This window comes from Maridesulfovibrio salexigens DSM 2638, from assembly GCF_000023445.1.
Taxonomy (GTDB): domain Bacteria; phylum Desulfobacterota; class Desulfovibrionia; order Desulfovibrionales; family Desulfovibrionaceae; genus Maridesulfovibrio; species Maridesulfovibrio salexigens.
In genome coordinates, this window is the sequence record NC_012881.1 from 3,936,009 (window position 1) to 3,956,486 (window position 20,478).

Here is a 20,478-nt window from a genome sequence, read left to right on the forward strand (position 1 = left end):
ATATCTTAAATAGTTGTATAACTGTAAACCGCGAACGCTATGGTCATCACCCCGGCTGTTCTCATTACCAGCGGCTCCACCCAATCCTGTTCAAGTGTGCGTACAAATGATGCCGCCCGGTAAATGGCATAGATCACTGCCGCAAGCGCAATGCCTGTTCCCACGGCATAGCTGGCGAACACCGCAGTTCCCTTAAAAACACTGCCGGAATCAAGGGCGTACTTATACATGATTGCTACAGTAGGGCACGGCACAATCATATTCACAAACCCGATGGAAAAAAGTCCCCAAAAGGTAACGCTTCTTAAGGCTGTTTTTCCGTGACTGCATGAACATCCGCAACTGTGATGGGAATGACTGTGATCATGGTCGTGGTGATGGTCATGGTCATGGTGGTCATGATGGCCATGTTCCCCGTGATCATGATCGTGGTCATGGTCATGGCTATGCAGCAGTTCCGGCTTGATAATCAGGATTGCCCCCAGAATCACCAGAATCACCACGGTTATGATGTCCACGATGTATGTCAGCGAGTCAGGGATGGTCAAGGATATAGACCCCAGAGTAAGCCCGATACCGAGACAGGCGAGAGTCGTCCCCAAAATAAACGCACTGGTCAATGAGAAGACCCGCTTGCCATTCTTCTCTCCGTAAACAAAAGGAGCCAGCACCAGCCATGAATGACCGCAAGGGTTGATCCCGTGAATGAGGCCCAAAAACAGACTGGACTGCATGGCAACTAGAAAAATTGAATCAAAATCCACTTTGAACTCCATATAGTTTGATGATCAAATTAAACTCGTTTCAAGCTACTTATCTCCAACTTAATTTGATTGTCAAACTATTTGTCCGTCGAAATAAAAACCCCACAAAAAAAAGGCCCGTCCGAATTTAACCGGACGGGCTTGTAAGCACTATTTTTAGCATTAAAAAGCTACCTTGCTAACTCGGCAAATGAACCGCGCAGTAAACCAGCAAGATCATGCGGGCTAAGCTCGATATCCAAGCCGCGCTTGCCACCACTGACGTAGATGGTTTCAAAGCCTTCTGCTGATGAATCAATTACGGTGGGCAAAAGCTTTTTCTGACCCAGCGGACTTACCCCGCCAACCACATATCCGGTAGTCCGTTCAACCAGCTTTACGTCAGCCATAGCTATTTTCTTAACCTTCACGGCCTTTGCGAGCGATTTCAGATCGAGCATTTTCATAACCGGAACTACTGCGACAAAAAGATCTTTCCCACTTCCGGCTACCAGCGTCTTGAAAACCCGTTCAGGATCAACGCCCAGCTTTTCCGCTGCTTCCTTGCCGTAAGCCTCGGCAGAAGGATCATGTTCATATTCGTGGACTTTAAACTTTATTTTATTTTTCTTAGCTATATTAATTGCAGGTGTCATAGGGGGCTTTCTACACAAGGAGGGTAAGGCTTGGCAAGACAGCTTAGACCAGCATTTTGTCCATGAAACCCTGCGGGGAGATTTCATCCAATTGCAAACCATAATGGTTACTCAACTGCACAACCTGTGGAGGTAACAGCCCGCAACGATCAAGCAAATCATTATTCATAAACAGGTCTGCAACCTTGCCGTCGAACTGTTTCCTTCCATTCTCAAGGCAAATGGCCCTTGAACAATTTTCAACCACAAAATCCATATCATGACTGATGATCACTACTGTCCGTCCTGACTCCCTGAGCCTTCGTATTTCGCTCTCAAGCATCGAAATTTCACGCGGATCAAGTCCGGCAGTGGGTTCATCAAAAACCACTATTTCCGTATCCATTGCCAGAACCGAGCCCATGACCAGACGTTTTCGTTCACTGAAACCAAGATCATGCGGATTACAATCCTTCAATTCCTGTAGCCCCAGTGAAGACAAAAATTTATCGCCCAGTTCTTTAATACGCTCAGTCTCATAACCTAAGTATTTCGGCCCGAAAGTGATTTCGTCCCATACTGTTGGCTTGCAGATCTGATCATCGGGATTCTGGAAAAGCATGGCGACCATTCCCGCCAGCCGGGAAACTTTCTCATCAACTGTTAAAATGCCATTCACTTTTACACTGCCGCTGGTTGGATGCAGAAGTCCATTGAAATGACGCACCAGTGTGCTTTTACCGGAGCCGTTATGACCAAGCAATGCTACGGTTTCGCCCTGATTCAGAGTTAGCGAAATATCTTTAAGGGCCTCAACACCGGACTCGTAACTGAAAGAAAGATTCGTTACCTCAATTGTCATCACGAACCTCCAGACCTTCAACAACTTCAGCGAAGGTCGTTGCCAGCGCCCGCCCTTCTGCCCAACATGAACGCTTCCGGGCCAGTTCAGAAACCTTGCTGAAACGGGTCCATTCTAAACCGATTCCCTTGAGCAACGGAGAAACAAGAACCTCGGCAGGCGGCCCGTCCAGAACGACCCTACCCTCGTGCATGGCTATAACCCGATCGGCATAAACAGCGATACTTTCCAAACGCTGCTCGGCGAGGACTATGGTTTTCCCCTTACTGCGCAAGCCGTCCAAAATCTCAAAGACCTGTCGCGCAGCCAAGGGATCAAGAAAGGTGGTCGGTTCATCAAGAACAAGAACAGGTGTATCGCAGGCGAGAGCTGAAGCAAGAGCGACTTTCTGCAATTGTCCTCCGGAAAGATGATGCGGAGAACGTTCGGCAAGATTTGAAAGCCCCGTCAAACCCAATGCTTTATCAACGCGCTCTATAATCTCATCACGATCCACACCCCGATTTTCAAGGCTGAAACCGACTTCCTCGGCAACAGTAAAGCGAATACCCGAAAGCTGCCGTTCGGGATGCTGCATGACTAAGGCCACGAATTGGGACAATTCTGCCAAGGGAGTGTCAGAAGTATCTTTATCGCAAACACGCACATTGCCTTCAAACTTACCATGATAAAGCTGAGGGACGGCTCCGCACAGGGCGGTGCAAAGCGTTGATTTGCCGCTGTTGTTGGCTCCGATCAAGGCTACGAACTCCCCTGAGCCGATTTTCAGATTCAGATCATGCAAGACAGGAGAAGCCGATGAAGCGTAGCTGTAAGTAAAATTTTTAATCTCAATATGCGACATAACGATAAAGCACTGTTTTATAGATCAGGAGCAACACGCAGAGCAGCAACATCAAACGTCTGACAATCCGTTGCGCCGAGGAATCAGCTACCACCCGTATGGAGGTTCGCGCTCCCTTTGCGCTGAATCCACGCAATTCAAGGGCAATGGCCCGTTGTTCAATCTCGGCAAAAGCACCAAGAATCAGGGGGGAAATCAATGGTGCAATAGAACGCGCCCTGTTTAGAAAACTCCCTTCAGAATCAAGACCGCGCGCCCTTTGCGCATCTTGAATAGTCTTCACCCGTGCCCGCATAGCCGGGAGCATGAGCAAAGGGCTACCGCAGACATAGGCAAGTGATGACGGCAAACCGGACTGAATCAAAGAAGTGATCAAATCCGCCGGATCAGTATTGAAAACAAAAATTAACGAGGCGGTTAGAACTGTAGCCAATTGCAGCAGGATAGTTGCAGCGAAGGCCAACCCTTCGGAGTAAACAGAAATTCCGTGATATGAAACCAAGACACTGCTGTTACCGGGATAAAGCAGCCCATGAATCGGAATCATAAACAGGGCTATGGGCAGCAGGGTACGCCAGACAAATTTCCAGACCCGACCCGCGACTCCGGCCATAAATGACAGTACCACATTCAAAAGCAGCAACACCGCATCAGGCCAAGGACCGCCCGGAGCACAATAAACCGCCCCCCCCGTGAGCAGCACAAATGCAAGCTTGCTCAGGGGGTGGACGGAATGGATATAGGATTCTCCCTCATTGAAAAGGGAAGTACTTTCATTCGACAAAGACTTTTCCCTTATGCCTTTGCCAGCGCAGGAAAACGTGCAGCTGTTCTTGCGGGAAGGCTCTTCACAATTCCCCAGACCAGCACGGCAGTGGCAACCTTGTCGATAACATTGGTAGTGAACACGGTCACAACAACAGAACCGAACAGATCACGGCCCAATGCAAGCAGGTAAGCCATGGCAAAATCAGCACCGCTTCCGGTAATACCGCCGAACATGTAGAGGCGAATGGGCACGGCAACAACAGAGTTGAAAACAGTAATGATCAGACCGGCGATAATGGCGGTCCACCATGTTTTAAACATACCCATACGGGCGCAGACACCGGCAGCGATACCGATAACCATTGCTACCGGGGCAAAAGCGGCGGCCACGGGGGAAGAAATAACACCCCAGATCAGGTTGGTGATAAGTCCGGCAAGTCCGCCTGCCCATGGTCCGGCGAGCACACCCACCATAACGGTCCCGATGGAATCAAGAAAAATCGGCAGCTTAAGCAAAGAGACAAGCTGACCTACAGCAATGTTGATGACGATTGCAACTGCAATCAGAACCCAAGTAAATGTTGTAAAATCCTTTTTAATCTGCTCGCTAACACCCATCCCACTCACTCCTTACTTGCTGGTTTGTGATTTGATTTCCAGTTCCGGATAACCGGTCTGGGGGTCGAAACTTCTCAGAAAGGAATATTCCGGAAAGAGTGCCAGCACTATTTCAGCGGTGGTGTAGACTCTGCTTCCCTCCATCAGATGCGCACCGATGGTTTTGCCTTCCCCGTCGGATATGGCGATATGAAAATGGGAGCCATGCCGGGAAAGCACCCCGGTCAGGGATACTATCTCAAAATGCCCGTTGAGTTCCGTGCTTTCTCCCTGATTAGCAAAACGCAGGACGGCATTGGTCAGACTGCCCACACAGGTCAGCACACATGCGGCTTCAATTTCCCGTTCCTGCGCAATACGTTCCAGTTCAAGCAGGATATCCTGCCCCGGCTTGAATCTGATCGCCAATGGCTCCATACAACAACTCCATTCCTGATTAAGATTGACCATTCCTTTAAAGGAGTTACAAATACATCACCATTTCAAATACTTCCAATCGGAATTAGAAATATATTAATCCAACATGCATTCAGGGAAACTATAACTCCGCTAATAATAAAACCCCACCGGCATCGCCGACGGGGTTCCTATATATTGAGTAAGGCAGAAAACCTGCCCGGATTTTAATTATTCAGAAACAGTCTGAGGCTGTCCCTGAGCTGCGCCTTTGTAGAACACAGGGATATCATCGCTACCCAAAACGTTTCTACGCATCTGGACTTCGGGAAGTTCAGCCCAAGCACTTCTGTTGGAGAAGTAGAAGAACACACCCATTGCTACCCATACAACCATGCACCAACGGGAAGCTTCACTGATATAAGCCGGGGATCCGGGGATAAGCAGCAAAACGATGCAGAGTACGGAAGCAAGGGTTCCCATGCCGCAGCAGAACAGCTTCAAAGAACGCTGGTCAACACCGGTAGAACCGAGGATTACGCGGCGTGCAGCAAGGCAGGAGAACAGGTAACCGATACCGGTACCAACGGAACTCATATCAACAATCCAGACAATAACGGAACGTCCGGCAAAAGGAGTGAGCAGTACGATGGCGATGGTGAACAGGATTGCTTTGTAGGGTGTGCGGTACTTGGGATGGATATCGCCAAACCAGGAAGGCATGATGCCTGCGCGAGACATACTCAGCAACAGACGGGAGGTAGCGATGTAGAAACCGTTAATCCCGGTACAAACCGCGCCCATAACCGCACAGGCCAGAACTACAGCACCAAGCTTACCGAAAGCCATAGCCGCAACTTCACCTGTGGCCCATGCAGTACCTCCGGCAGCGCGCATGGCATCCATCTTAGCCAGCATTTCAGGAACAGGAATGGCAACACCTACAGCAAGGGTAACCAGAGCATAAAGAACGAAACCGCACAGAATCGCAATGATCATGATATTACGTGCGTAGGAAGGCTCGAAGGTGAATTCTTCAGCAGCCTGCGGAACAGTATCAAATCCAGCAAAAAGAAAGGGGGAAATTGCAAAAATGATCAGCACACATGAAATCATGGAACGGTGCTCGGCAAAAAGCGGGAGCAGGTTGCCGACTTCTGCAGTTTCAAGGGAAGCGGAACCTGTGAAAAGGGAAACAATACCGAGAGTAAGCAGGAAAGTCAGCATAACCTGAAACTTACCCGCAAAGCTGTTACCACGGTAGTTCATCCAACCGAAAAGTAAAGTTGCGAAAGTCATAAGAATTACTTCGCCTGTGTATACCTGCCACCCGGCGATGGAATACAAGGCCCCAAACTCAAAGACCCCTGGAAAAAGGAAACGGAAAATTAGAGCAAGCGCGGCAACGTCAATGCCGATGATGGCTATATACCCGAGCACAAGTGCCCACCCGCAGACAAAAGCCGCAGACGGTCCAAAGCCGACATAAGCATATGCAAAAGCACCGCCGGCAACAGGGGCATACTTAATCATATAGCTATAGCTGATTGCTACGAAACAAATAAGGAATGCGCCGACACCAAAGCCGATCAGGGTACCCAGAATACCGGCCTGCGGAAGGAACATATCACCGGGGAGAACAAAACACCCCCAACCTACGATTGACCCCAGTGCCAGTGCCCATACCTGAGCGGGCGACATTGATTTTTCTAATTCCAGTTTTTCTTGTGACATCAGATTATCTCTTTGTTTTATGAGTTCACGGCAGACTTCCCCTGAAATTCAAGGTGTCCAACCCCGGCAGTTGTTCCTCCTCGAACATTGTCCGGCAACTGCCTGCTGCCGCGTTCCGGTCTGCGAATGATGGTTGCTCCATCAGCCCATAAACCGGACACATTCCGCCATGATTCTGCTAAAGCAGCATGGCCCTCCTCTCCTTTGCAAAGAGCGAACGATATCTGTACACTTTCAATCAACCTGATTCAGCAGCCCTACCAAAAGCCGCTTCACCATTTTAGCAAACAGGGTGCCAATTCGTGAAATTCTTCACCATCGATTTAATATTCAGAAATAACTGGTTATTTTTTTAGAATCATCATTATTACCAATAGCACCGATTTAATATTTTTTTATTTTTCGAAAGTTTTTTTTCCTTTCTTATAAATTTCTTTAATTCTCCTAATCCACTTTCAAAAGCAGCCGATTACTCACCCGCGCAGAGGGAATCATTGACTTAATCAATCAAATCAGGACGATACCCGAAAACATCCAATTTCATCATCCAAAATGGCTGAAAAGGCACTCCCTTTGCAGTCCAAAAGATCGTTATTTTTTTCATTAAGGAGTCCCCCATGGCCAAAGATAAACGTACCCAACTCATCGAACAGATTATTAAGCTGGAACTGGATATGTTCCTTGCCGTTAACAACCGTGGCGGCACCTCACTTTGTCAGGAACGTCCGGAATCATTTCGCATAATGCGCAATATGACCCACTCGGTCCTCCCGTATGAGTACCTTGAATCCTATCTTGCGGACCTTGAGCAAGCCGTAATCGACAAACGCAATCTCATGACCGAGAAATATGCGCTCATGGAAGGTCTCATCCCGAAACAGAACAACTCCCCGGCAATTACCGAAATCGTATCTATGGAAAGTGAGTGGCGCAAAGAAGTTGCCGCCCAGTTCCCTCGTTCAGTGCATCCTGACGGTCACCAGTCATTCTGCCTATATCTCGGCAGCGAACTGCAGACCTATTCCCCCAAAACCTTGGATATATATCTTGCCTACGCCCAGTCCGTGCAGGAAAAACACGGTAACCTCGTGCGCGAAAGATACGAAATACTTATGAGAATGCTGGGTTACGAATCCCTGACCCATTGTGAAGAATCCATAGCCAAGCCCGTAAAGTAAATTTTCATGTTTGATTCACCCCACACCCTTGTATTCCTGCTCTGGCTGATCGGCGGATTTGTATCCGGGGTCAGCGGTATCGGCGGGGCCATGGTCGCTGTTCCGGCAGCGGCCATGTTCATTCCCATGCAGGAGCTGGTGCCTCTTGCCTGCCTGCTGAACGTAATCATGGACGGATCCATCGCTGCCATGCATTTCCGTCATTGCCGTTGGCCTGCACTCAAACCGCTTTTGGTCGGGTCCGTTCCCGGAGCCTTTGCCGGACTGTATATCCTGACCTTCGTTTCCAGCTCCATCCTGCAAGGAGCCGTTGGTGCGCTGCTCATCTACTATGTGTACTGGCAGCTGACCTTCAAGGTCGAGAAAACTCACCCGGAATCATGGTCGCGAGGCAGTGCCGCCGGATTCGGGGCCAGTCTGCTCGGCACCGCCATATCCTTTGACGGGCCGCCCATCGGAGCCTACGGACTCTACGTTGGCTGGCAGCCGCGCGTTTTCCTCGGCACCCTCGGCGTATTCTTCGTAATCAGGGCCACCTTTACCTGCGTACTCCAAGCCGGGGCCGGACTGATCACACCCACGGTAATCGATTACGCCATCTACGGAGCACCGGCTACGCTCATCGGAACCATGCTGTCCTTTCCGGTAATCAAGCACATCAATCAGGACCTGTTCCGCAAAGTGCTCATGACCGTAATCGCTTTAGCGGGTGTAGTTTGTTTAATCAGATCCTTTCTGTAAATTACCCCGGCGAAGCCCTAATAAAATTTTTAGGAGAGTCCAGAGAACCCTTTTCCAAAAGGGTTCTTTGGTCCCCGAAGGGCCGCCGGAGGCATCCTAATAATCGTCCTCGATTCCAAGCTGCTGAATCTTGTAGCGCAAACCGGCTCCGGTTATCTGCATAATCCGGGCGGCCTTGGCAACATTACCGCCCGTTACTTTAAGCACATTCCTGATGCACTCGGTCTCATACTGCTGCACACAGCTTTTGAGCGGCACCACGCTGTTGCGCTTGATCATATTGTAATCAAAAAAATTCTTTCCAAGCATAGAATCATTAACCTGCTGCGGAGCCGCCACTTCAGAATGCGGAGCAGTTGGCATGAATGATTTCGCGCAAGCTTCACGAAAATGACGGGGCAGATTATCCACGCCAATGGAAGTGCGACTGCCCAGCAAAGCCAGACTACCCTCAATAACATGCAATAATTCACGCACGTTACCGGGCCAATCATAATCAAGAAACATCTGCACCACGTCCGGCTCTACCCCGATCAAACCGGGGGAAATTGTCTGCTCCGAACGGGCAATGAAAGAGCGGATAAGCACAGCCAGATCTTCCTTGCGCTCCCGCAATGGAGGAATAGCAAGACCAACCACAGCCAGACGATAAAAAAGGTCACTGCGCAGAATGCCTTCACTTACAGCATTGAGAGGTGCTTCGTTAAGAATGCTGATTACCCGCACATCCACGGGGATTTCCTTTTGCGAACCGAGCCTGCGCACACGCTTTTCCTGCAAGACACGCAAAAGCTTGGCCTGTAAGCCCAGAGGCATGGAATTAAGCTCATCAAGCAGCAAAGTCCCGCCGTTGGCTTCCTCAAACAGACCGGGTTTGTCAGGGGCATCGGTGTAAGCACCTTTTGAGGTACCGAAAAGGATTGCTTCGAGCAGGTTTTCAGGGATGGCTGCGCAGTTCTCGGCAATGAAAGGCTTCTCGCGGCGATCACTCTCCATGTGGATGGCCTGTGCAAAAACTTCCTTACCGGTGCCGCTCTCACCCCAGATCATGACATGAGAAGAAGACTTGGCAGCAGTGCGGGCCTCGGCCAGTACTTCACGCAGGGAATCATCCTCACCGACAAGGGAGTCAAAGGTATAATAGGTGTAATCTTTATCGCGGGATGCAGCCTTGCGAGATCTTTTATTGCTACCGCCCAAAGGTACGGAACCGGTCCAAAGAGTAAAGGTAATAACCCCGTCCTTGCGCCCCTGATCATAGAGAGGAAAGAAATCGGAAACAGTACCGGCAAGGTAATTATTGGTGGTCTTGTAGAGATAGCTTTTGCGCAGGATGGGTTCACTCTTGCGCAGACATTCCACAGTTGGAATGCAATCCAATTCATGGGGCACGTAAAGCTTGGTAATATGCTGCCCTTCCACATGGATTCGATTAAATCCGTCCGCCCTGCGCTGGATGGGATTCATATACTCGCAGTAACCTTCTGCATTCACAACCGCCACGCCAAGCCCCAGATCATCCCAGATGGCCGTCATCTCAGGAGTGAGCATACTCCGGCGGCTGACATTAAAAAACTTGTCCTTGCTAAAATACATTTTTCACAACCTCTCTCTTTACCCGGTAAAGCCGGACTTTGCTTGAATCTCCGGCTGCTGATTGGGTCGATAAATAAAAAAATATTTTTTAGCAAACCAAAATTTCTTTTAAAAAAGAAAAATTTCTTTCTTTTCGTGTTTTCTGACACTCCATATTTACTTTCTTGATTGTGAGCAATTAAACACTATAATTGCAGTGTGTTGTATACATTTTTCATCTCAAAAAACATCTCTGGCACAGCCCGTGCTAGTGACGAAATTAACAAGCGAGCGAATCGCACTTTCAATCTACCTAAAAGACCAAAAACAATAGCACAATCACAGGAGATGGAAATGAATACTACTCTGTCTGCAAAAGAAGAACCCCAGACTGCCGCAGGTTACGGCATCAATTGGGATACAGCTGAAGACCGCGTCAAAGAACTTAAAGATTTTCTCATGAACGCTCCCCAGATCATGGATCCCGAGCGTCTCAAGTTCCTGAACGAAGTATATGAAAAACATCAGGGTGAACCTGTAGTATATATCCGCGCCAAAGTTTTCGAACGCGTACTGACCCACAAAAAAATATTTCTCGACGGCAACCCCATCGTAGGTACCCTTACAGGTGTCCGCGCAGGTGTATACGCATACCCTGAATGGAACGTCTCCTGGATCAAAGAAGAAATGCAGATGGCCAAAATGGCCTCTCTCGGCGAAATGAAAATTCCCGCAGAGACTCAGGAACTGCTCGAAAAGACCTACAAGCTCTGGAAAGGCCGCACCTGCATCGACCAGAACAACACCATGTACAAGGAAAAATACGGCGAAAGCGCTAAGAAGTACGCCAAAGCAGGCATGTACTACGAAAACGTTTCCGTTGCTTCCGGTTCCGGTATTGCCGACTACGGTCTGGTACTGAACAAAGGTATCCGCCATCTCATCGAAGAAGTTCGTACCCGTCTCACCGAGACCCCGAACATCCTTGCAAACAGGGACAAAATCGATCTCTACCGTTCCATGCTGATCACCTTTGACGCGGTAATCAAACACTCCCACCGCTACGCTGATCTCGCAGAACAGACCGCAGCAGATGAGTCCGATCCTAAAGTAAAAGCAGAACTGCTCGAAATCGCAGAAATCTGCCGCCGCGTTCCCGAACACCCGGCCCGCAACTTCCGTGAAGCTATCCAGTCCTTCTGGTTCACCCACCTCTGCGTGGCAACCGAGCAGATGGCTTGCGCTGTTTCCCCCGGTCGTTACGGTCAGTACATGTACCCCTTCTTCAAGAAAGACATTGATGAAGGCAATCTGACCCGTGAACAGGTTCTGACCATGCTCAAGTTCCAGTGGATTCGTCACCTCGAACTGGGCGAATATCAGGGTAACTCCTACGCACTGACCCTTTCCGGTCACACCGGACAGTCCATGACCATCGGCGGCGTAGACAAAGACGGCAACGATGCTTCCACCGAACTGGAAGAGCTCATGCTCGAAACCCAGATTCAGATGAAGAGCATTCAGCCTACCCTGACCCTGCTTTACCATCCGAAACTCAAAGAATCCTACATGCAGAAAGTTGTTGAGTGCATCCGCGGCGGTTCCGGCCAGCCCCAGATCCTGAACAACAACGTAGTTATCCAGCGTACCCTTGCCCGTTTCGCACAGTACCCTGACGGTATCACCCTTGAAGATGCACGTAACTGCGGTAACTACGGCTGCGTATCCACCGGCGTTTGCGGCAAAGGCAGCTTCATCACTCAGGAAGATCAGCCCTGCCTCGCAAAAGTAGTCGAACTGGTGCTCAACAACGGAAAATGCCCCGTGACCAAGAAAATGGTCGGCGCAGAAACCGGTGATCCCACTACCTTCGAAACTTTTGAAGACCTCTACGAAGGAGTAAAAGGACAGCTGGACAACCTGTTCCGCATCTCCCGTGCTCACTCCGATCTCAGCCAGATGGCACGCCTGCAGGTTGTACCGAGCGTATTCCGCTCCGCTATGTACGATGGCTGCATTGAGAAAGGTATGTGCGAAGAAGCAGGCGGAACCCGCTACCCGCAGGTTAACCCCATCATGACCGCAGGTGTTGACGCTGCCAACTCCATCCTCGCCATCAAGCACCTTGTATACGACACCAAGGCTGTAACCATGGAAGAGCTGATTCAGGCACTTAAAGCCAACTTCGAAGGTTACGAAGAACTGCGCCAGATGTGCTTCGATGCTCCCAAACACGGTAACGACTACGAAGACGTACAGGCATTCGTACAGCGTTTCTACCGCGATGTTGACGCAATTCACCATGCTCAGGGACCGGACTGCTTCGGACAGCGCACCCCGCTCGATGCTTACTCCCTGTCCTACCACAACTACTTCGGCGGCATGATGGGCGCACTGCCCAACGGCCGTAAAGCAGGCGTGGCTCTTACCGACGGCAGTGTTTCCGCAATGCCCGGTACTGACAAGGAAGGTATCACCGCACTGATCAAGTCCGGTGCTGAAGCAATCGACACAGTCCGCTACGGCGCGAACCACTTCAACGTGAAGTTCTCCCCCTCCGTGCTGGAAGGTCCTCAGGGTGCTAAGACTCTGATCTCCCTGATCAAGACCTACTGCGACTTCGGCGGCTCCCACATCCAGTTCAACTGCGTAAGCTCCGATACCCTGAAAGATGCGCAGCAAAACCCGCAGGACTACTCCGACCTCATCGTCCGTGTTGCAGGCTTCAGTGCCTACTTCACCAGACTGGACTGCGGCGTACAGAACGAAATCATCAAACGTACTGAATACGACGCAGGTCGTTGCTAGATATGATGCGCTAACGCGCTTTTGATAGAAGATTTCGCCTCCGGCGGCCAAAGGGTCCGCGACCCTTTGGAATCCCGATTAGGGCTTTGCCGCCGGGGGCGATTAATCAAACATAATTTTTAAAACCGTTTTCCCACATAAGGCCGGACTGGATCATAGCAGAATCGACCTTACAACAAGGCGAAGCCCTAATAAAAGTTTTTGGGATTCTTAAACCCTTTTCACAAAAAGGGTTTAAGGCTCCCGGCAGGGTCGCCGAAGGCAAGGATGCTACTATGTCACAAGGAATGATCTACAATATTCAGCGTATGTCACTTCATGACGGACCGGGACTGCGCACCACCGTTTTCCTGAAAGGCTGTCCGCTGACCTGCTTATGGTGCAGCAACCCCGAATCACAGCAGGTAAAAGCGCAGATGATGTGCTTTACCGACCTGTGCACCGGATGTGGAAAATGCGCTGAAGTCTGTCCCAACGATGCCGTCATTGAGATTGAAGGCAGGTTCGGGCGCGACACTGAAAAGTGCACCAACTGCGGGGCATGTACTGAGAACTGCGCGGGCAAGGCCCGTGAAATGTCCGGCAAGATCATGACCGTTGAAGAAGTTATGGATGTTGTCCGCAAAGACGCACTTTTCTACGACAACTCCGGTGGCGGGGTGACTTTCGGCGGAGGCGAACCGACCTCCGGCGGACAATTCTTCCTTGATATGGTCGAAGCAGCGGTAAATGAAGGCTACCACGTGACCGTAGATACCTGCGGTTACTGTCCCGAAGAACGTTTCGATAAGACCATTAAACTGGCAGATCTCTTCCTGTTTGACTGCAAGCACATGAATCCGGAAGAGCACAAGAAACTGACCGGGGTGGATAACGCAATCATCCTCCGCAACATGGGTGCGGCACTTTCCTCAGGCAAGGAAGTGCGCATCCGCATGCCGCTTATGCCGGAGATGAACGACTCCGAAGAAAACATAGCAGCCATGGCTGAATTCCTGAAAGGATACGGACGGGACAAGGTGGAAGTAATGCCCTGCCACGCATTCGGCCGCAATAAGTACGCTGCATTGGGCTGGAAATATAAAATGGACCGGGAATACACCCCGGAACAATTGGATGTGGTTTTCAAACGCTTTGCCGATCACGGCTTGAAAACCGAGATCATCTAGTTTTTTTTACGGCGCAAAGAAATGAACTGTTCAATGACTGAAAAGCTGATCTGCGAATCCACCGGGCGCAATGCCAAGGAGCTTTACGGTAGCGATGCTATGTGCTGTTCCGAAGCTGTGTTCTGGACCATCAATCATGAATTCGGCGGAGGTCTGAGCAAAGAAACAGCAATTGCGCTGAGCAAAGGTTTCTGCGGCGGTATCGGTGACGCAGGCTGTATCTGCGGAGCCCTGTCCGGCGCGGTTATGGGGTTATCCCTGATCCTCGGCAAAGGTCCACTCCCCGCTGGCGAGGATCAGGTTCGTTCCCTTTCCAAAGAACTGCACGACCGCTTTATGGCTGAACACGGATCAGTCTGCTGCCGTATCTTAAGCCGGGACCGCGACCATGAAGCAGAAACCAAAGGCGTATGCCTTGATTATGTAGAGTCCGCAGCATCCATCTGCACCCATTTGCTCCTTACCCCGGAAGCAGTGGTTCAGAATGAAGAATGCGACTCCACACCGTTCATGAAAGACTCAACAGCGGGTCAAACCGCTTTGATATAATCAAAACATTAATGGAGAGAGAATATGTTTAATGTAACTGTTCCCGAAGAGATGCTCGAAAAGCTCCGGGATATGCTTGAAGACGAAGATGAAGAAAGCTGCGTTCGCCTGAGAGAATACAAAGTAGGCGGCGGCTGACACGCTAAAATCGTGCTCGGTCTGGGCATTGACGAAGCGGATGAAGATGATGACGTACAGATTGAAGTCAGCGATGTTCCCTTTATCGCCGAAGAAGACTTCCTCACCAAATACGGAAAAGACTTTTCCCTCTCTTTCAGCGAGAACAAGGAAGTAGTACTGACAGCACTCAGCGCATAACTCCTTGACAGAACCATATACCCCTAAGCGAAAACTCCTTTCGCGATTTAACGGACCTGCGACCTCCCTTGCAGGTCCGTTTTTTATTCAAAGATAGGAGGTAAAAATCTAGCATAACAGCCAAAAGGTCCCTAATCTAATTAGGCTCGGCCAAAGACATAATTACACCTCAATTCCCGATCCCTCCTTTACGAAAAGAAGCTTTAGTACTAAGTTAGGTCAGCACTTTTAGCATCGGACAACCTAACAACAATATATTTGAACCTATCACTCCAATGAATCTGAATGCCAAGCGACTGCTAGAAATCAATACGGTTCTATTGCTTACATTTATTTGTGTCTTTTCTCTTCTCCTACCCGCCTATGCGGAAAACGAAACAGAGGCGCAGGTAAACAACGGCACCCTGACCCTGTCTATGGATGAAGTGGTACGTTTGACGATTCGTAACAACTCCAATGTTGCGACCAAATACCTGCAGCGCGTTACAGAAAAATTCGACCTTGAAAAAGCGGAAGCCAAATTCGAGCCGGTCATCAACATTGACGGCTCCTTTAATGCTGAAGCATTTCAACGCAATATGCGCATTTCCGATAATGGAACGCAGACCCCGGCTTCAAAATGGGATGCCGGAGCCAAGGCTTCCATTACCCAAAAAATCCCCACTGGCGGTACCCTCTCATTTGTCTGGGATAACAACTATTCCGAGAACAGTGACGGAACACTGAGCTATGACGGAGACTCTGCTGTTTCACGCTCAAAGACCTACACCCGTGAAGCATCCTCCAAATGGCGCATCGAGCTGACTCAACCCCTGCTAAAAGGTGCTGGAATCGATTACAATATGGCCTCCATCCGGTTGGCCCGCATTACCGACAAACGCAATATTCTCAGCTTGCGTGACAATCTCAGCCAGCTAATAAATTCGGGCCTCAACTACTATTTTACTTTCAAACAGGCCAAAGAGAATCTGGAAATCCAGCAACAGGCCCTTGAACGCTCGGAACGGCTGCTGGAGGTAAACCAATTCAAACAGAGTATGGGGCGCATGTCCGCCAGTGACGTGGTTCAGGCCGAAGCAGATGTGGCTTCAGGACGGCTTTCCCTTGAAGAAGCACGTAACAGCCTCGATAAAGCACGCCGCGATCTGCTCAACCACCTTGAGATGGATCCCAATCTTGAGATTGAACCGATCGATGACGAAATACGTGACGTTGAACCTGACTACGAACAATGCATGCAGGTGGCACTGAAAAACAACCAGACATACATGGACAAGGTTTTCGCGGTCACAGAATCAAACATCAACGCCATGATGGCTGAGAATGAACGGGAATGGCAACTTGATCTCAAGGGCGGCTACGAAGAGACACAAACTCAGAAGAATTCTTACTCCGCCTCCACCAGTGATGATGAACTCTCGGCAGGAGTTGAACTTTCGGCCCCCATTAATCTCTGGGGAGATGACCAGTTGGAGAGAAAGAAAAAGCTGCTTACTGCCGAGGTAAACAAACGCAAGGCCAAGCTTGAGCTGAAACGGGCCAAAACCAATTTGCAGACCGAAGTTGCCAATGCCGTGCGTGACGTAAGAATGCGCTGGAAAATGATTAGGCTTGCTCAAAAGAACACCGAGCTTAAAGCCCTGCAGCTGGAAAATGAAAACACCAAACTGATGGTAGGCCGGACAACAAACTTCGAGGTGGTTTCATATCAAAACCAACTTGTGCAGGCTCAGCTCGCGGAGACCTCCAAACAAATTTCTTATGTTCAAGCCCTGCTAATTCTCGACCAGCTCCTAGGCACAACCATGGAAACATGGCATGTTGAATTCAAACATAATGACAAGCAACTGGAAGAAGACCTCAATAACAAAATCCGCCCCCTGGTCTGGACATGGTGGTAGGAAGAGTCATGGACAATCTGCTTACCCCCCCCTTTCGGGAAACAGTTCTTCAAGTCATGAATGATGGAGTCATGATTCTGAACAATAAAGGGATCGTTACCGGTGCCAATCCTGCTCTTGCCAAGGTGCTGGGTATTTCCGGAAACGAGCTGGAAGGCATGCCGCTTATGGCTGTTGTTCCTCCGGTTGAAGAGAATGATGAATTCATGCAGGCCCTGCTGGACACTATTTACAAAGACTGCACCATCAGCAACCGGGCGACTCCATACTACAAAGAAGACGGGGAAAAGATTTACCTCTCAGTCAGCGTTTCGAGGCTTAAAGGCAATGACGGACAACCTTGCGGAGCTGTTTTGGTCCTGCGCGATGTGACTGAAATTGAAAAAATGCGGCAGGACGAAAAACAGCTTAATCAAGACCTGACTAAGGCCATGCGCGATGCTGATGAATCCAACAAGGCCCTTCAAATTTCGCTCACCCAAGGGAAAAAAGTCCGTTTCATACTAATCGCAGCTGTGTTCTGCTTCTTCTGCGCAGTCGGAGCATTCTTCTGGTTCAATCCGGCTTTCATGGAAATACCCGACACATTCAAGCCTGCGGCAGCTTCGAGCGCTAAAACGGAATACCAGAGTATGGTAGTCACCCCCCGCCCTTTCTCGCGTTCCATCTCTCTTGCAGGGGTTGTAGCACCGCTGGAGGAACTTACTCTCGTTGCTCCCTTTAACGGGATCATCACCAAAACCGACTTTTTTTACGGTGAAAGAATCCCCCGAAACCAGACCATCATAACTCTGGATACATCTGAAATTGCCAGCAAGATGCGCTCGGCTTTTACTGAGTACATTAAATCCCGCAAAAAATATTATGAGCTGACCAACTGGAAAAATACTTCCGAAGTACTCAAAGCAAGACGGGAGCTGGAACAAGCCAGACGGACCCTGAACAGTTCTAAAGCCAAAACCGAGGAAGACAAGATGCTGTTTGAAAAAGGCATCATCCCCCGAAACCAGTACGATACATCATTTCAGGAACTGAAAAACAATGAATCACGACTCGTGTCCTCTCAGGAAACCTACCGCGATGTGCTCAATAAAGGCGACCATGAATATGTTGAAATAGCCCGCATGGAACTTGCCAATGCAGAAACAAACTACAACACCTTGAAAGAGAAGATGTCCCGGTCAACGGTGACTGCCCCAGTCTCAGGGGTTGCACTGCGTCCCAATTCAAAAAGCGGGGATGCTAAGGAAATCACCAGCGGCATGAGCGTGACAGAAGGACAGCCGCTGCTTTCCATTGCCAGTCTTGAGGGTTTGTCCATTTCTGCAAAGGTAGACGAACTGAACATCAACAGTCTGCAACTGGGCCAACCGGTCACAGTTACCGGAGACGCTTTCCCGGATCATAAACTGAAAGGTGAAATCGCTATGATTTCCTCACAGGCCGGGGGAGAAGGCAAGGTCCCCACCTTTGAAACCACAATCCGCCTGCCCCACCTGCCCAAGGATGTAAGCAAAAATGTACGCATCGGCATGACTGCCAATATGCAGGTGGAGACATACTCCAACGAAAACGCAATCATGGTTCCTTTCTCAGCCATTAATAGAGACGGGAGTAAGGTTTTTCTGAGAGTTAGAGAAAAGGACGGCACCGTTCGCGAAGTAGATGTTGAAACCGGATACACCACCATCAATGAAGTGGAAATCCTCTCCGGTATAGAACCGGGCACAACCATCCTGCTCAAACAGGAAGCGTTTTAATGCTTAACATCGAGGACGTTCATAAATCCTACCTGCTGGGCACGGTTGAAGTTGAGGTACTCAAAGGGGTAAACCTCAATGTTGACGATGGCGAGTTGCTAGCCATCCTCGGCTCATCCGGCTGCGGCAAATCAACTCTTATGAACATATTGGGATTCCTTGATCAGCCCAGTTCCGGCACTTACCGCTTCAACGGTAAGCTGGCCGATAAAATGAGTGATGATGAACTTTCCGACATTCGTAACCATGAAATAGGCTTTGTGTTCCAGCAATTTCACCTGCTGCCCAAGCTTACCGCCCTTGATAATGTCTGCCTGCCGCTGCTTTACCGCGGGGTCCCCAAAAAGGAACGTGAAGCACTGGCCGAAGAAATGCTGACGAAAGTCGGCATGGGCGAACGCGGAGACCACCGCCCCAATGAACTTTCCGGCGGCCAGCAACAACGGGTCGCCATTGCCCGAGCCCTGTGCGGGGAACCTTCACTTATTCTAGCTGACGAACCAACCGGAGCTCTTGATACAGCAACAGGCAAAGACATCATGGACCTTTTCTTAAGCCTGAATGAAGAAGAAGGCATAACCGTTGTCATCATCACTCATGATCCCGGTCTTGCAAAGCGTTGTAAACGTTCCATACGCATGCGGGATGGCAGACTGGAGGGCGTATGATCCTGGGTGAGAACATAAGGGAATCCTTCCGTTCACTCATGGGCGCCAAGCAACGCTCTTTGCTTGCCCTCATCGGGATTGTAATCGGCATCGGTTCGGTAATCGCCATGGTCACCGTTGGTCAGATTGTCGAGAATGAAGTCATCCGCCAATTCAAGGAAATGGGTACTGATGTCTGCTCCGTGCAGCAGGAATACGGAAGTGGCAGCAAAAATTCAGGCTTTAATCTCCAGAATGTACTGAAAATACCGCAAGCCTGCTCGACCATTCGCACGGTTGCGCCCTATGTATCATTCTACAGTGACCTTAAATTTTCCGGCAAAAGAACATCCAGCCCCGCGCTGGGCGTTACTGAAGAATTTGCGAGGCTCTATAAAATTCATATCAGTGCGGGCAGGTTTATCTCCGATCTGGACGGACATTCAGCCTTCTGCGTCCTTGGGTCCAGTAAAGCTAAATGGTTGCAGGAACAGGGGGAGAGCGATCCCGTAGGAAAGCAGGTAATCTTTAACGAACGCATCTACACCATAATCGGCATTGCCGAGAGCGTACCGATGGGCACATTCACTCCTTACGAAATCAACGAAGGAATCATGGTTCCCATTAAAACCGCCATGCGCAGTCATGAGCGCCCGAAGATAAATACTTTCGGAACCCGCATGATAGAAAGCGGCATCAGCGAGCAAGCAACCGAACAGCTTAAGAACTATTTCAAAATCACATCTAAAACTGAAATCAGAGTAACCAGCGCGGAAGAACTGGTGGCTCAAATGAAAAAGCAGATGCGCATGTTCACCGCCCTGCTGGGAGCCATCGGTTCCATATCTCTTATTGTCGGCGGAGTGGGAGTAATGAACGTCATGCTCGTTTCGGTTTCAGAACGCAAAAAAGAAATCGGCATCCGCCGCGCCATCGGTGCCAAACGCAAGGACATTCAGTTCCAGTTTCTGGTGGAATCCATCATTCTCTCCTTCATCGGTGGAATGCTGGGAACGGCTTTGGGTGTCGGGGCCACGGCTATCATATGCAATTTTGCGAACTGGAGTTTTTTTGTTTCCGAAGAAGCAGTCATGCTCGGGGTGGGAGTATCTGCGGCGGTTGGTATCTTCTTCGGTTACTACCCGGCGCGGCAGGCTTCGGCCTTAAGCCCCATTGATGCTTTACGATCCTGATTCAACTCCTCCACCAACTACAAAGAATCAAGCCGGCTC

The 20,478-nt window shown here is 49.7% G+C and carries 20 protein-coding genes; 10 read left to right on the top strand and 10 right to left on the bottom strand.

The annotated features are described in order from the left end of the window. Positions 1-5: 5 nt before the first annotated feature. The 9 genes from DESAL_RS17930 to DESAL_RS20260 form a co-directional block, all read right to left on the bottom strand. Positions 6-764, bottom strand: a complete 759-nt coding sequence (locus tag DESAL_RS17930) for an urease accessory protein UreH domain-containing protein (protein ID WP_015853379.1) — start codon at positions 762-764, stop codon at positions 6-8. A gap of 170 nt (positions 765-934) precedes the next feature. Continuing rightward, the gene (ybaK, locus tag DESAL_RS17935; protein ID WP_015853380.1) at positions 935-1,399 is read right to left on the bottom strand and encodes a Cys-tRNA(Pro) deacylase; all 465 of its coding nucleotides are present in this window, start codon (positions 1,397-1,399) and stop codon (positions 935-937) included. 43 nt (positions 1,400-1,442) lie between these two features. Then, on the bottom strand, positions 1,443-2,240 hold the full coding sequence (locus tag DESAL_RS17940) for an energy-coupling factor ABC transporter ATP-binding protein (RefSeq protein ID WP_015853381.1): 798 nt from the start codon (positions 2,238-2,240) through the stop codon (positions 1,443-1,445). Then, a complete protein-coding gene (locus DESAL_RS17945; protein ID WP_015853382.1) occupies positions 2,230-3,084 on the bottom strand; it encodes an energy-coupling factor ABC transporter ATP-binding protein in 855 nt (284 codons plus the stop codon). The genes DESAL_RS17940 and DESAL_RS17945 overlap by 11 nt, the downstream gene beginning before the upstream one ends. Then, on the bottom strand, positions 3,071-3,868 hold the full coding sequence (locus DESAL_RS17950) for an energy-coupling factor transporter transmembrane component T family protein (RefSeq protein ID WP_015853383.1): 798 nt from the start codon (positions 3,866-3,868) through the stop codon (positions 3,071-3,073). Before DESAL_RS17950 ends, DESAL_RS17945 begins: the two co-directional genes overlap by 14 nt. Before the next feature lie 11 nt (positions 3,869-3,879). Next, positions 3,880-4,470 (bottom strand): ECF transporter S component, encoded by a 591-nt coding sequence (locus DESAL_RS17955; RefSeq protein ID WP_015853384.1) that lies wholly within the window; start codon positions 4,468-4,470, stop codon positions 3,880-3,882. Between the two features lie 12 nt (positions 4,471-4,482). Next, positions 4,483-4,887, bottom strand: a complete 405-nt coding sequence (locus DESAL_RS17960; RefSeq protein WP_015853385.1) for a PPC domain-containing DNA-binding protein — start codon at positions 4,885-4,887, stop codon at positions 4,483-4,485. A gap of 210 nt (positions 4,888-5,097) precedes the next feature. Continuing rightward, positions 5,098-6,600 (bottom strand): APC family permease, encoded by a 1,503-nt coding sequence (locus tag DESAL_RS17965; RefSeq protein ID WP_015853386.1) that lies wholly within the window; start codon positions 6,598-6,600, stop codon positions 5,098-5,100. A gap of 17 nt (positions 6,601-6,617) precedes the next feature. Continuing rightward, positions 6,618-6,761 carry a hypothetical protein gene (locus DESAL_RS20260; RefSeq protein WP_157046986.1) on the bottom strand — a complete coding sequence of 48 codons (144 nt, stop codon included), beginning with the start codon at positions 6,759-6,761 and terminating at the stop codon, positions 6,618-6,620. Positions 6,762-7,217: 456 nt separating this feature from the next. On the opposite strand from DESAL_RS20260, the gene DESAL_RS17975 reads away from it, so the two are divergent. Further along, positions 7,218-7,778, top strand: a complete 561-nt coding sequence (locus DESAL_RS17975; RefSeq protein WP_015853387.1) for a DUF4125 family protein — start codon at positions 7,218-7,220, stop codon at positions 7,776-7,778. Between the two features lie 6 nt (positions 7,779-7,784). Then, on the top strand, positions 7,785-8,519 hold the full coding sequence (locus DESAL_RS17980) for a sulfite exporter TauE/SafE family protein (protein ID WP_015853388.1): 735 nt from the start codon (positions 7,785-7,787) through the stop codon (positions 8,517-8,519). A gap of 96 nt (positions 8,520-8,615) precedes the next feature. Here DESAL_RS17980 and DESAL_RS17985 read toward each other — a convergent pair whose 3' ends face one another. Then, positions 8,616-10,115, bottom strand: coding sequence for a sigma-54 interaction domain-containing protein (locus tag DESAL_RS17985; RefSeq protein ID WP_015853389.1), 1,500 nt, complete (start codon positions 10,113-10,115; stop codon positions 8,616-8,618). 333 nt (positions 10,116-10,448) lie between these two features. On the opposite strand from DESAL_RS17985, the gene DESAL_RS17990 reads away from it, so the two are divergent. From DESAL_RS17990 to DESAL_RS18020, 8 genes are all read left to right on the top strand, one after another. After that, positions 10,449-12,902, top strand: a complete 2,454-nt coding sequence (locus tag DESAL_RS17990) for a glycyl radical protein (protein ID WP_015853390.1) — start codon at positions 10,449-10,451, stop codon at positions 12,900-12,902. Positions 12,903-13,177: 275 nt separating this feature from the next. Next, complete coding sequence (locus DESAL_RS17995; protein WP_015853391.1) at positions 13,178-14,071, top strand: glycyl-radical enzyme activating protein; 894 nt, start codon at positions 13,178-13,180, stop codon at positions 14,069-14,071. A gap of 21 nt (positions 14,072-14,092) precedes the next feature. Further along, positions 14,093-14,620 (top strand): C-GCAxxG-C-C family protein, encoded by a 528-nt coding sequence (locus tag DESAL_RS18000; protein ID WP_015853392.1) that lies wholly within the window; start codon positions 14,093-14,095, stop codon positions 14,618-14,620. A gap of 24 nt (positions 14,621-14,644) precedes the next feature. Further along, complete coding sequence (locus tag DESAL_RS20660; protein WP_157046987.1) at positions 14,645-14,938, top strand: ErpA-related iron-sulfur cluster insertion protein; 294 nt, start codon at positions 14,645-14,647, stop codon at positions 14,936-14,938. Between the two features lie 275 nt (positions 14,939-15,213). Beyond that, positions 15,214-16,839 carry a TolC family protein gene (locus DESAL_RS18005; RefSeq protein WP_015853395.1) on the top strand — a complete coding sequence of 542 codons (1,626 nt, stop codon included), beginning with the start codon at positions 15,214-15,216 and terminating at the stop codon, positions 16,837-16,839. An 8-nt stretch (positions 16,840-16,847) separates the two neighbouring features. After that, entirely contained in the window at positions 16,848-18,599 is a 1,752-nt protein-coding gene (locus DESAL_RS18010) for a PAS domain S-box protein (RefSeq protein ID WP_015853396.1), read from the top strand. After that, positions 18,599-19,267: an ABC transporter ATP-binding protein gene (locus DESAL_RS18015; protein ID WP_015853397.1), complete on the top strand. Its 669-nt coding sequence runs from the start codon at positions 18,599-18,601 to the stop codon at positions 19,265-19,267. Before DESAL_RS18010 ends, DESAL_RS18015 begins: the two co-directional genes overlap by 1 nt. Next, positions 19,264-20,439: an ABC transporter permease gene (locus DESAL_RS18020; protein ID WP_015853398.1), complete on the top strand. Its 1,176-nt coding sequence runs from the start codon at positions 19,264-19,266 to the stop codon at positions 20,437-20,439. The genes DESAL_RS18015 and DESAL_RS18020 overlap by 4 nt, the downstream gene beginning before the upstream one ends. The last annotated feature ends 39 nt before the right edge of the window (positions 20,440-20,478 follow it).

Coding starts and splice junctions, on each gene's coding strand:
- DESAL_RS17945 (WP_015853382.1), bottom strand. CDS start 3,084: ATGTCGCATATTGAGATTAAAAATTTTACTTACAGCTACGCTTCATCG.
- DESAL_RS17960 (WP_015853385.1), bottom strand. CDS start 4,887: ATGGAGCCATTGGCGATCAGATTCAAGCCGGGGCAGGATATCCTGCTT.
- DESAL_RS17940 (WP_015853381.1), bottom strand. CDS start 2,240: ATGACAATTGAGGTAACGAATCTTTCTTTCAGTTACGAGTCCGGTGTT.
- DESAL_RS18010 (WP_015853396.1), top strand. CDS start 16,848: ATGGACAATCTGCTTACCCCCCCCTTTCGGGAAACAGTTCTTCAAGTC.
- DESAL_RS17975 (WP_015853387.1), top strand. CDS start 7,218: ATGGCCAAAGATAAACGTACCCAACTCATCGAACAGATTATTAAGCTG.
- ybaK (WP_015853380.1), bottom strand. CDS start 1,399: ATGACACCTGCAATTAATATAGCTAAGAAAAATAAAATAAAGTTTAAA.
- DESAL_RS17965 (WP_015853386.1), bottom strand. CDS start 6,600: ATGTCACAAGAAAAACTGGAATTAGAAAAATCAATGTCGCCCGCTCAG.
- DESAL_RS18015 (WP_015853397.1), top strand. CDS start 18,599: ATGCTTAACATCGAGGACGTTCATAAATCCTACCTGCTGGGCACGGTT.
- DESAL_RS18020 (WP_015853398.1), top strand. CDS start 19,264: ATGATCCTGGGTGAGAACATAAGGGAATCCTTCCGTTCACTCATGGGC.
- DESAL_RS18005 (WP_015853395.1), top strand. CDS start 15,214: ATGAATCTGAATGCCAAGCGACTGCTAGAAATCAATACGGTTCTATTG.
- DESAL_RS17980 (WP_015853388.1), top strand. CDS start 7,785: ATGTTTGATTCACCCCACACCCTTGTATTCCTGCTCTGGCTGATCGGC.
- DESAL_RS18000 (WP_015853392.1), top strand. CDS start 14,093: ATGAACTGTTCAATGACTGAAAAGCTGATCTGCGAATCCACCGGGCGC.
- DESAL_RS17955 (WP_015853384.1), bottom strand. CDS start 4,470: ATGGGTGTTAGCGAGCAGATTAAAAAGGATTTTACAACATTTACTTGG.
- DESAL_RS17990 (WP_015853390.1), top strand. CDS start 10,449: ATGAATACTACTCTGTCTGCAAAAGAAGAACCCCAGACTGCCGCAGGT.
- DESAL_RS17985 (WP_015853389.1), bottom strand. CDS start 10,115: ATGTATTTTAGCAAGGACAAGTTTTTTAATGTCAGCCGCCGGAGTATG.
- DESAL_RS17995 (WP_015853391.1), top strand. CDS start 13,178: ATGTCACAAGGAATGATCTACAATATTCAGCGTATGTCACTTCATGAC.